At 66.6% G+C, this 12,062-nt stretch carries 8 protein-coding genes; 4 read left to right on the top strand and 4 right to left on the bottom strand.

Features of this window, described 5'->3' with window-relative positions:
- Positions 1-24 precede the first annotated feature (24 nt).
- A complete protein-coding gene (locus ACX9OW_RS12160) occupies positions 25-462 on the bottom strand; it encodes a hypothetical protein (protein ID WP_053519274.1) in 438 nt (145 codons plus the stop codon).
- A 448-nt stretch (positions 463-910) separates the two neighbouring features.
- Here ACX9OW_RS12160 and ACX9OW_RS12155 point away from each other — a divergent pair, with 448 nt between their 5' ends.
- On the top strand, positions 911-1,954 hold the full coding sequence (locus ACX9OW_RS12155; RefSeq protein WP_459062323.1) for a S41 family peptidase: 1,044 nt from the start codon (positions 911-913) through the stop codon (positions 1,952-1,954).
- Positions 1,955-2,060: 106 nt separating this feature from the next.
- Positions 2,061-2,495 (top strand): SseB family protein, encoded by a 435-nt coding sequence (locus ACX9OW_RS12150; protein WP_005411035.1) that lies wholly within the window; start codon positions 2,061-2,063, stop codon positions 2,493-2,495.
- Positions 2,496-2,702: 207 nt separating this feature from the next.
- On the opposite strand, the gene ACX9OW_RS12145 is transcribed toward ACX9OW_RS12150, so the two are convergent.
- Complete coding sequence (locus ACX9OW_RS12145; protein ID WP_253120440.1) at positions 2,703-3,923, bottom strand: multifunctional CCA addition/repair protein; 1,221 nt, start codon at positions 3,921-3,923, stop codon at positions 2,703-2,705.
- Positions 3,924-3,960: 37 nt separating this feature from the next.
- Entirely contained in the window at positions 3,961-5,934 is a 1,974-nt protein-coding gene (locus ACX9OW_RS12140) for a transglycosylase SLT domain-containing protein (RefSeq protein ID WP_065181802.1), read from the bottom strand.
- 163 nt (positions 5,935-6,097) lie between these two features.
- Here ACX9OW_RS12140 and ACX9OW_RS12135 point away from each other — a divergent pair, with 163 nt between their 5' ends.
- Both ACX9OW_RS12135 and ACX9OW_RS12130 read left to right on the top strand, forming a co-directional pair.
- Positions 6,098-6,505 carry an ExbD/TolR family protein gene (locus ACX9OW_RS12135; RefSeq protein WP_053519873.1) on the top strand — a complete coding sequence of 136 codons (408 nt, stop codon included), beginning with the start codon at positions 6,098-6,100 and terminating at the stop codon, positions 6,503-6,505.
- Between the two features lie 296 nt (positions 6,506-6,801).
- A complete protein-coding gene (locus ACX9OW_RS12130; protein WP_459062322.1) occupies positions 6,802-9,663 on the top strand; it encodes a TonB-dependent receptor in 2,862 nt (953 codons plus the stop codon).
- A gap of 85 nt (positions 9,664-9,748) precedes the next feature.
- Here the strand turns inward: ACX9OW_RS12130 and fhuE are convergent, their stop codons facing one another.
- A complete protein-coding gene (gene fhuE, locus ACX9OW_RS12125) occupies positions 9,749-11,908 on the bottom strand; it encodes a ferric-rhodotorulic acid/ferric-coprogen receptor FhuE (protein ID WP_262219064.1) in 2,160 nt (719 codons plus the stop codon).
- Positions 11,909-12,062 lie beyond the last annotated feature (154 nt).

The following is a 12,062-nucleotide window of genomic DNA, read 5'->3' as shown; positions in this document are numbered from 1 at the left end:
GCGGTGGAGCAGGGCCAGCTCGGCTCATTGCTTGCCGGGGACTGCCGCTGCGGGCTCCACCAGCGCCCCCGCGTGATCGGCCAGCACCTGTACCGCGTGCAGCAGCCCTTCTTCCACCTGCGGCGGGCAGTGCGCTCGGGCATCGTCCATCTCCCGCGCCGCCTGCGCGGCCAGCAGCAGTCCTGCGCAGGAAGACACTGCGGCCAGGCAGCGCGTAGCGCCGGCCAGGTCACGCGCCCTCGCTTCCGTGATCCGCGTTTCGGGCCAAGGTTGGCCGTTGGCACCGTCGCCGCGCGCGATGCTCCGTAACCGGGCGAAGAATGCAGGCTGCGGCACGTTCTCGTGGGCTGCGGCCAGCGCATCTTCCAGGATGTCGGCGGCAGCGGCGGGCAGCCGCAGCCCAGGCAGGGCATCACCCAGCAGCGCGTGCAGGCGGGGATGGGTGGGATGGGGCAGGGTCATGGTGGCAACCTCACAGGCAAGGCCACCTGCGGGGCGCAGGGTGGCGGGCGGTGCGGGTTGGCGTGCCGGTGAAGCTTTTCAACGGAGAAAAAGCCGGCGGATCCGGAGATCCCCACGCACCGCCCGCCGCAGAACGACGGAGGGTGCACTATTCGGGCCCGCGATGTTGTCGCAGGCCCGCCGTTGAAAAGCTTCATTCGGGACGCCAATCCCGGCCAGCACAGGGGCGCTGGCAGATGCCACCGTCGCGCGGTCCACAGCGCGATGACATGGGCAAAGTTGCAATGTGTGTGTCCGTATCGCCCATCTGTCGCGTGACCGGAGCGCCGTGTCGGCATCGCGCAATGCCTGCGCTGCCAGCCAGTCCAGATGCGACAACCTGCGCGATGGCCGTGCCGATCATCAACCCGCTATGCTGGGCGCCTGACTCAACGGCAAGGAACGTCGTATGCAGATCTGCAACGGAGTGCGGCGCGCGGGTGCGACGGTGGTCGTGCTGTGGGCTGCGCAGACGATGGCCGCAACGGCCTCGGTATCCGCGGTTGAACTGCCCTCACCGGAGGCGCAGGTGCAGATGCTGCAGCTGCTGGAGGCGCGCGCGCTGTATCGCGACCGTGTCGATTGGGCCGGTGTACGCGCGACGCTGGCCGCCGCAACCGATGATGCTGGCCGGCGCCAATTGCTGGATGACGCCGCTACCCGCAGCACGGGCGGCCATGGCCGCTGGATTCCGCCCAGCCTGCAACGCCAGCGTTCCGGGCGTGCGCAACGCTTGAAGGCCGGCCAGGATGCGGCGTCGCCAATGCCGTGGCAGGCCGATGCGCGCGTCGGTGTACTGCAGGTGAGCCCGTTCCTGGACGATCCTCAGGCGGGCGAGCAGGCACGGTATGACGCGCGAACAACCTACGCGCTGGCGCTGCAGCACCGCATCGTGGCCCTGGATGACGGCACGCGGTGCGGCTGGGTGGTCGATCTGTCCGGCAATGGCGGCGGCAACATGTGGCCCATGCTGCTGGGCCTGCTGCCGTTGTTGCAGGGCACCCCGGATAAGGAAGGGGCCGTGATCGGCGGCTTCCGCAGCGCCGAAGGGCAACGGCCGTGGCGACAACGCGACGGAGAGGTCCTGGATGGCGCGAATTCGCGGCTTCGCTCGCGCCAGGCGGCCTATGCGCTGCGCGGCGGTCCCGCACCGGTCGCGGTGGTGTTCGGCCCCCGTACTGCCAGTTCGGGCGAGGCCGTGGCGCTGGCCTTCCGCGGCCAGCCCGGCAGCCGCAGTTTCGGCCAGCCCAGTGCAGGCTATTCCACCGGCAATCAACCCGTGCCCCTGGTGGATGGCAGCATGCTGCTGCTGACCGTCAATATCATGACCGACCGCCAGGGGCAGGGTGACGGTCGCCAGCTGCAGCCGGATCAGCCCACCGCCCCCGGAGCGTCCGGTCTGCAGGCCGCGCAGGACTGGCTGCTGGCCCAGCCCGCCTGCTCGGGGCGTTGATCTGCACGCAGGAAGGTGAGCCGTGGGAGGCGCCGCTGACACCGGTTCATCGCTCGAGGGCCCGGCCTGTTAAAGTCTCTCCTGCAATCACGTAGCGGAAGCGACCATGGACCACGACACCCCGTTCGAACCCCTCAACGACCTCGAGGTGCGCCTGCTGCAGGCCCAGGATGGCACGCTGACTGCGTCGCAGTTCCTCGATGGGCTGCTGACCTCGACGGCGTTCGTGCTGCTGGACAAGGCCATCGGCGAAGACGGCGCATGGGACGAGAGCATCTCGCCCCTGGTGCTGACCAGCGAGAGTGGCGAGCCGATGTTCGCGGTGTTCACTGCCCCCGAGCGTGCCGGCCTGTGGCACGAACAGCTGCCGCAGTTCGCGCATGCCATGCCGATCGCGGTGCATGCGCTGCTGGCCGGAATCGGCGACGGTGTCGGCCTGGTGCTGAACCCCGGCCTGGACGTGGGCATGGAGATGATTCCCGATGCCGTGGCGCAGTTGAAGCAGCGCGCTGCTGCGATCACGCGGGGCATGGCGCACTGACCCACCGATGCCGGTGGTAGATCCGGATGCGCTCACATGTGGTGTCGCATAAGGACCGGGATTGCCGCTGAGAAGTGATTCGACGATCACTTTGAGGTTTTCATCGACAGAGAATTGGCATTGCAGTGCGTGAGTCTCGGCGTGGGGTCTTCCAGCCAAACGCCTGGCATGGACCAGCTTCAAGGCACCTCAGCCCCCACTCCAGCGTCAGCGTGCCGCCGCAATCGCCTTCACCCGCGCCCTGGCCAATGCTTCACCAATCGCCGGGCCTTTCAGGTGCGTCGTATCCAGATCCCGTGCCTGTACCGATAGCGCCGCCTGATGCAGACGCTTGAGCGTTTCGCCCTGCGGGTAGTCACTGTCCTCGAATCCCAGCCGTCCGCGCTTGTCGGCCTCGCAGCACAGGGCGATGCGCGCGATGCGTTCGGGCCGGCGCAGCGCGTCGCAGCGACCGAGCAGTTCCAGCACGGTGGCATCGCGGAGCTCGTCGATGCGGTGCACGTTCAAGTGCTCGCGGCAGACCGCTTCCGCCAGCTGCTGGTGTTCGGCCGGGACCTTCAAGCGGGCGCACAGCGCCTTCAGCGGCGTAATGCCGCGCTGCTCGTGCATGATGTGGCGCGGCCATTCCTCCGGCGGGGTGAGGCCCTTGCCGAGATCGTGGGTGAGCGCGGCGAAGCCGACCAGGTCATCGCCCGGGGCCAGTCCCGCTGCCATGTCACTGACCATCTCCTGGTGCAGGCCGGTGTCGATTTCCGGATGGAACTCGGCACGCTGCGGAACGCCATACAGCGCTTCCAGCTCGGGCAGGACCGGGCCCAGTGCGTGCGCCTCGTGCAGGGTGCGCAGGAACGCCGAAGGCCGTTCGCTTGCCAGCGCCCTTCGTAGTTCCTGCCAGACGCGCTCTGGTACCAGCGCGTCGAGCTCACCGCTGGCAGCGACCTCGCGCATCAGCGCCATGGTTTCGGGGGCAACGGTGAACCCCAGCGGGGCAAAGCGGGCCATGAAGCGGGCCGCGCGCAGCACGCGCAATGGATCTTCAACGAAGGCAGGACCGACGTGGCGCAGCACGCGCTGCTCGATGTCACGCACGCCGCCGTAAGGATCGACCAGAGCACCGCTGTCTTCGTCGCAGGCAATGGCATTGATGGTGAAGTCGCGGCGCTGCAGGTCCTCTTCCAGCGTGACCGCCGGATCGGCATCGACCACGAAACCGCGATAACCGCGGCCAGATTTGCGCTCGGTGCGGGCCAGAGCGTATTCCTCACCGGTCTGCGGATGCAGGAACACCGGGAAGTCCCGCCCCACGGCGCTGAAGCCCTGCGCTTCCATCTGCGCGGGCGTGGCACCGACCACCACCCAGTCGCGGTCGCCGGCGGGACGCTGCAGCAGGCGGTCGCGCACGGCGCCGCCGACAAGATAGATCTTCATGGCGGGGATGATGGCATGCCCGGCGCGCAGAGCCGAATCAGTCGCCGCCCTGACCCGCGTCCGCCGGACAGCTGAAGCTCTTGCGCTTGTCGACCAGGCGTCCCATCAGGCGGTCGCTCAGCGGCAGGGCGTCACCGTTGAGGCGCCAGTCGTAGATCACGCTGAAGGCCAGCACGCGCGCGACGTACTCGCGCGTTTCCTTGTAGCTGATCGTCTCGATCCACAGGTCGGGATCGAAACCGGGGCGCTGGCTCTGCCAGCGTGCCGTCGGCGTCGGACCGGCGTTGTAGGCGGCGATGGTCACATAGGGCAGGCCGTCGTACTTGTTCATCAGCTGGCGCAGGTAGGCGGTGCCGATGGCGATGTTGGTGTCGGGGTCGTAGAGGCTGTCGGCACCGCCGTAGCCGGTCAGGCCGATGGACTTTGCCACGGCGGCACCGGTGGCCGGCAGCACCTGCATCAGGCCCATCGCATTGGCAGGCGAGCGCGCGCGCGGAGTGAAGATGCTTTCGGCGCGGATTTCCGCAGCGACCCAGGCCGGATCGATGGCATTGCGCGCCGATTCGCGGCGGATCGTGGCGTCATGGTGCAGGGGGAAGCGCAGATCGTACAGGCGCTGTTCCTGCGGCTGCTTGCCGAGGGAGAACACCGCGCGGTCGAACCAGCCGTTGTCCTGGGCCACCCGCACGGCCAGTCGGCGCTGGGTGTCATCGAAGCGCGACAGCGCGCTGTTCCATTCGGCCACCGCCCAGCCGGCGCGATCGATCTGGAACAACGCCACTGCGCGCTGGATGGCAGGATCGCGAGCCACTGCGGCCTTGGCCTGTTCGCTGTCGTTGGGTTTCCACGGGCACAGCGTGTAGCCCTGCTGCAGTTTGTCGGCCGCGAGGAAGCCGTGGAAGGTGGGCGTGCGCGCGGCCTCCCGGAACAGCGACTGTGCCTGCTGTGCCTGCCCGGTCTTCTCCAGCATGCGTCCTTCGTAATAGCGCCAGCGTGGATCGTTGCGCTGTTTCGGCCCCATCTTGCGGATTGCTGCCAGGGTCGCCGGCCAGTCGCCACGCGACATCGCTTCGCGCACGCGCCATTCATGCAGGCGCTCGTCGTAGGCGGCGTCGGGGACTGCATTGAGGCGCCGCGCGGAATCAGGCAGGTAGGAGGCAACCGTCCACAACGCGATCTGGTAGCGCACCTGGGCCTGCTGCTCGGCACTCAGGCCCAGGGCCTGCGCGTACTGCGGCAGCTGCTGCTCGGTGGCATCCGGATCGGCCTTGGCCAGCTTGACCAGACCGTCGGTGGCGATGCGCCGGCTGCGATCGTTGCGCGGCCAGTTCAGTGCGCTGGCATTGGGCTTGTCGACGAACGCAGCATAGGTGTTGGCCAGCGCCAGGTCGGCAGCCGGCAGTCCGCGCGCGGCGCTGCGCATCACCGCCGGCTGCTGCGCGTCGGCGGCCGCGTCGATGCGCTCCCAGCGCAGTGCGTCGCTCAGGCCCCCCTGGGCCTGCAGCACGGCGAACACCGCATCGCAGCCGTCGGGCAGCGACTTGCCGTTCCGGCGCCACAGCTCCTGGGCGTCGCTGATCCATTGCGGATCCACGCCGCTGGTCACCTGTCGCGCGGTCAACTGCGCACAGCGCAGGCCGAGATTGTCGGTAGGGGCCCAGTTGGCGAGCAGGGTGGGCCAGTCCTGCCGGCGTGCCACCGAAGGCAGCCACACGCTGCGGAAGGTGGTGGCCACGGCCTGGCCCTCGTAACGCTTGAGGAAGGCCTGCGCCTGCGCGGTGTCGACCGTGTCGATGTTGCGCCGCAGATTGGCGTACTCCAGCCAGCCATAGGCCGGATGGCGGCTGAGCGCGGCGGCCTGGCCGGGATCGAACTGGCCGCGTTCGGCAGCTGCGATGGCGGCTTTGAGCTGCGCGTTCTGGGCATCGAGGGACTGGGCACCGGCGCAGCCGATCAGCAGCAGGGAGGCCAGCGGGAGCAGGGACAGGGCGGTCGAAGAGCGTCGGGTCATGGCGCCAGCATAGCGGGCACTGGCTGAATTCAGTTTCGCATCGCGTGCACGCCAGACAAAGGCAACGGCGGCTGAATGCAGGTGCATGCAGCCTCTGCCGCAACGGCGGGATGCCGGCGTAACGTCAGAGCCGGGCGAACCGCCCGGCTGCAGGGAGCGGCACATGGCGTTCAGTAGCGCAGGAAGGAATGGCCCGCTGGCGGAGATCAATGTCACGCCATTGGTGGATGTGATGCTGGTGCTGTTGATCATCTTCATCGTGACCGCACCGATCGTGGCCCGGCCGATCGCAGTGCAGTTGCCGCAGGCGACCGATCGCGTGGTCGCCCGGCCGGACCCGCCGCCGCCGATCGAACTGCGTCTGGATGCAGCCAACCAGCTCAGCTGGAACGGCCAGCCTCTGGCCATTGCCGATCTGCAGTCGCGCCTGCAGGCGCAGGCGGGTAAGTACGCCGGCAACCTGCCGGAGCTGCGCATCGCGACCGATCCGGCGGCCGAGTACGAAGGGATGGCACGGATCCTGGCGGCGGCCGAGGCCACCGGCATGGAGCGCATTGCGTTCGTGCGCTGAGCAGCGGACGAGGGGCTGTCGATGCACAGCCCCTCCACCAAGAGTGCTTTGGAGCACTCCGCGGATGCCGGCACCTGCTGTCGCAACAGGCGCGTGGTCAGCGCGCCAAGGCTGGAACACGACACACAATCTGTCGCTATCTGATGCGATTGCCCGTCAATCGCGTCAAGCCCGCGTGAAAGGGTGTCGGTCATCACGCCGTGATTTTGACTACTTGTTTACAAAGGAGACGCTGCCGCCATGCAGGAGGGGCGTACGGCAGCCAATGTCCCGACATTCCTTTGGAGAGAGAGCGAATGAATCACCTGCACCACCGCCCCCTGGCGGTTGCCGTCGCCCTGTGCGTGACTGCCCTGGCACCGCTGGGCGCCGCCGCACAGTCCACCACCAACCTGGACGCGGTCGAAGTCACCGGTACCCGCATCAAGCGCGCTGAAGTGGAGGGCCAGGTTCCGATCCAGACCCTGACGCGCGGCGACATCGAGCGCACCGGCCTGAGTTCGATCGGCGAAGTGCTGCAGCAGCTCACCGGCTCCGGTTCGGCGCTCAATGCCAAGTTCAATTCGTCCGGCAACTTCGGCTTCCCCCCGGATGGCAGCGGCGTCGGTGCGGGTTCGGCGCAGGTCGATCTGCGCCACCTGGGGGCCAAGCGCGTGCTGGTGCTGGTCGATGGCATCCGCTGGGTCAATGAGTCATCGGCGTCGGGTGTCGGCGCCGCGACCGATCTCAATACCATTCCGCTGGCCATCGTCGAGCGCATCGAAGTGCTGGAAGACGGCGCGTCGTCGCTGTATGGCTCCGATGCCATCGCCGGCGTGGTCAACATCATCACCCGCCGTGATTTCGATGGCGGCCAGGTGACCCTGAACTACGGCGAATACAGCAAGGGCGACGGCACGCAGAAGGGCGTGGACCTGGCCTGGGGCAAGAGCGGTGATCGCTTCAGTCTGTTCCTCGGCGCCAGCTGGACCAAGCAGGATCCGGTGTATGCGAAGGACCGTGAACAGTCGCGCTTCCCGATTCCCGGTACCGGCCTGGCCTTCGGCAGCGGTGCCATTCCGCAGGGCCGCTTCGCCTTCGTCGACCCCAACACGGGCGCGCAGCAGAACATCGTGCCCAACACCGGCGTGAGCAATCCACGCTATGACGGCAGTGCCGGCTGCAACCGCACTGACGACTACCACTGCTTCACCAGCGCTGACCGTTTCAACTTCGCCGAGTACAACATGGTGCTGACGCCGTCGGAGCGGAAGGGCCTCTTCGGTCAGTTCCGCTTTGACATCACCGACAACGTGCAGTGGTACGTCAAGGCACTGGGCAACCGTCGCGAGTCGACCAGCCAGGCTGGCCCCGAGCCGCTGTTCTTCGGCCCCGATGGCGCCACCGGCAATCCGCTGGCCGACAACATCACCATCTCGGCGCTCAATCCCTACAACCCGTTCGGCTTCGACCTGGTGTCGTCCGGCAACATGAGCCTGGTCGGCCGCCGCCCGGTGGAAGGTGGCGCGCGCGTGTTCGAGCAGGAGGTCAACACCACGTACTTCGCCACCGGCCTGGTCGGCAACTTCCAGGCGGCCGACCGCAGCTGGTTCTGGGACGTCAACGGCATGTACAGCAAGAACAAGGCCGAACAGACCAACTACGGCAGCTACAACATCTACAACGTCAACCTGGCGCTGGGCGATCCTGCCGCATGTGCGGCGACGCCGGGCTGCGTGCCGCTGAACATCTTCGGCGGTGCCGGTTCCATCACCCCGGACATGCTGCGCTGGATCCAGCCGGTGGTACGCGACCGCAGCCAGAACGAGCTGAGTCTGTTCACCGCCAATCTGTCCAGCGATCTGTTCAACCTGCCGGCCGGCCCGCTGTCCTTCGCCACCGGTTACGAGTACCGCAAGTACGAAGGCTGGTACCAGCCCGACCCGTTGACGGTGATCGGTCACTACAACGGCGTGCCGTCGCAGCCGACCTCCGGCTCGTACGACGTCAATGAAGCCTACCTGGAACTGAGCGTGCCGATCTTCGCCGATTCGGCACTGGGCAAGAAGCTCGACCTGAGTCTGGCAGGCCGCTACTCGGATTACTCCACCTTCGGTGGTGAGTTCACGCCCAAGTACGGCCTGCGCTGGCAGGTGACCGATGACTTCGTGCTGCGCACCACCTATGCCGAAGGCTTCCGCGCGCCGTCGATCGGCGAACTGTACGGCTCGGCCGCGCGCGCGGACCTGCAGCTGTTCGATCCGTGCTCGATCGGCCTGGGCGGCACGCCGCCGCGTGGCAGCGCCGCCAACTGTGCCGCGCTGGGCGTGCCGGCCGGCTTCCAGCAGGCCAACTCGCAGATCTCGGTGACCACCGGCGGCAACCGCGAGCTGGAACCGGAGCGTTCACGCAGCTTCAGTGCCGGATTCGTCTGGAGCCCGTGGTTCGGCAACAACACCTCCTGGTCGGAGCGCTTCGACGTGGAAGTGACGTTCTACCGCCACAACATCGATGGCGCGATCCAGGCGATCAACGCGCAGACCCAGCTGGACCTGTGTGTGGATACGCTGGATCCGGTGTACTGCGATGGCATCACCCGTGCCAGCACCGGCGCGGTCAGCAGCTTCAACAACCGACTGACCAACCTGGGTTCGATCAAGACCGATGGCTGGGACGTGGACCTGTTCTGGACCCTGCCGCAGACCTCGATCGGCCAGTTCAAGCTGGGCTGGAAGAACACCTTCGTCGGTCGTTACGAGGCCACCGGTGCGGCCGGCCAGCGGCAGCCACAGAAGCCGGGCGTGGAAGTGGCCGACAGCTCGATTCCGGAATGGACCAGCAACGCCAGCATCGGCTGGACACTGGACAACTGGAGCGCGAACTGGACGGTGCGGCACATCTCCGAGTTGACCGAAGACTGTGGCGACGCCGTGGCGTTCCCGGTGTGCAGCAACCAGGTGGCGGGCACCAACACGCTCTCGGCGACCACCTTCCATGATCTGCAGGTGGGTTACAGGATCGACTGGATGAAGGGACTGCAGCTGACCGCTGGCCTGAACAACGTGTTCGACAAGGATCCCCCGATCTGCCTGTCGTGCTCGCTGAACGGCTATGACGCGTCGACCTATGACATTCCGCGTGGCCGCTACTGGTACATGCGCGCGGACCTGCGGTTCTGATGTGATGAGGGGCAGCGCCGGACACTCCGGCGCTGCCTTGCGGGTGTAGCGCCGAGCCCATGCCCGGCTGATTCCCTGCAGTTGATCAGAACGACCAGGTGAACGTCAGCGAGCCGTTGCGGCCATCGCCGTACGCACCGTAGCCGTTGATCTGCGAGAGGTACTGCTTGTCCAGCAGGTTGTTGAGGTTGGCCTGCACGCTGAACTCCGGCGAGATGCGGTAGCGCACGAAGGCGCTGACCAGGGCATAGCCGTTCTGCTCGATGCGGCCGTAGGCCGGCACCGCATAGTAGATGCGGTTCTGCCAGTTTGCCCCACCGCCGACCGTCAGTGCCTGCAGCGACTGCGGCGTGTAGCTGGTGAACAGCTTCAGCGCGGTCTGCGGCAGGTTGGTGTTGATGTCGGCATCGTTGGCATCCTTGGCCACGTAACGCGAGGCACCGAAGGTCGCGTTCCAGCCCGGGGCCAGCTCGCCGTTCAGTTCGAATTCGAAGCCGCGGCTGACCGTGCCGCGCGCGGCGCGGTAGGCGAATTCGTTCTGGCTGCCCTGCACCGGCTCACCGGTGGCCTGGCCGACGTTGTCCTGCTCGATGCGGAACACTGCCAGCGAAGCATTGAGGCGGTTGTCGAACCAGGCGCCCTTGACGCCCACTTCGTAGCTCTTGCCATCGACCGGATCGAGGTAGCTGCCGTTGCGGTCCTTCAGTGTCTGCGGCTGGAAGATCTCGGTATAGGCGGCGTAGGTGGAGAAGGTATCGTTGATGTCCAATACCAGGCCGGCATAGGGCGTGGTGACCTTGTGCGAGCGGTCCGCACCTTCGCCTTCACTCTTCCAGTCGGTGTAGCGTGCGCCGACGATGAGCTTCAGCGGGTCGGCCAGCGACAGGCGCGTGGCCATGTAACCGGCCTTCTGGGTGATGGTGCCTTCGCTGGCCAGCGCCAGCGGGTTCCAGTTCGGCTCGGAGATGTCGCCGGTCCAGCCAAGGTAGCTGGTGAACGGGTCCCAGCTCTGGCCGGGGCCGCCAATCTGGTAGTCGCCGTAGTTGGCGTACTCGCGCTTGTTGTAGCTCAGGCCGGCCATGAACTGGTGCTCGCGGCCGAACAGCCGGAACGGGCCGTCGATATAGCCATCGACCGCGTTGACCTTGCGCTCGGTGTTGTAGAAGCCGGCCGACGGCGAAATGCCGGTGCCGGTGGTCCTGTCGAAGAACGAGGCACCACTGGTCCAGTCGTTGTAGGCCGGGTAGAACAGCTTGTCGTCGGCCTTGGTCTCATCGTGGGTCGCACCGACCTTGAACTTCCAGCCATTGCTGAAGGCGTGCTGCAGGGTGGCGAACGCACGCTTGCTGGTGGTGTCCCAGTAGGTCCAGTTCGGACTGGCGTTGAACGATTCGTCGTAGCCGGTGGCCGAGCCGTCGGAGAACAGCATCGGGAAGCCGCCCCAGGTCGCACCATTGGCGCGCTTCTGCTGGTAGTCATAGCCCACGCTCAACTGCGTGTCCGGAGTCAGGTCGGCGTCGATCACCGCGTAGCCCAGCGTCTTGTGCTGGTTATAGCGGTCCATCTGCGCGTCGGTGTCGAGGTAGCTGCCGATCACCCGGCCACGCACGGTGCCGCTGGTGTTCAGCGCGCTGCCCACGTCCACGGTGGTACGGGTACGGCCCCAGCTGCCGACGTTCACCGATACGCTGCCGGCCAGCTCGGCGCTGTCGGCATGCTTGCGGATCAGGTTCACCGAGGCGGACGGGTTGCCTGCGCCACTGAGCAGGCCGGTAGCGCCGCGCACCACCTCCACGCGGTCATACAGGGCGAGGTCCAGGCCGGAATCGCCGTAGCTCCAGTTCTGCACCATCTGCGTGGGCAGGCCATCGAACTGGTAACTGTCGATGTAGAAGCCGCGCGCATAGAACTCGGTGCGCTCGCTGTCCGATTGCGTGCTGGTCACACCGGTAGTGTTGGCCAGCACGTCGATGATGTCGTCCAGGTTCTGATCTTCGATGCGCTGATGGCTGATGATGCTGACCGACTGCGGAATCTCGCGCGGCGTCAGGTCGAAGCGGGTACCGGCCGAGGTGCGGCGCACCGAGTAGCCCTCCGCGCGCTCGCCCTTGACCACCACCTTGTCGAGGGTGGTCGCATCGGTGGCAGTTTCTGCGAAGGCGGTCGGGGCGATGGCGCAGAGTGCGGCGAGCACGGCAACGGACAGCCGCTGAGGCTGCGGGATACGGAATGCAGGACGGTTCATGGGATTCCTGGACGAGCATGCGCGTTCGGCCGACATCCAGGAGGCGAGGCGCTAAGGGTAGGGGAAAGGCGGGCGCGCCTTCCTGGCGACGCTGCAATCGAAAGGAATGTTAATACGAACTATTCCTATTTACAAATCATGAACAGGGGCGCGC

The organism is Stenotrophomonas genospecies 5, from assembly GCF_054473825.1.
This window is presented reverse-complemented; position numbering and strand designations above follow the sequence as displayed.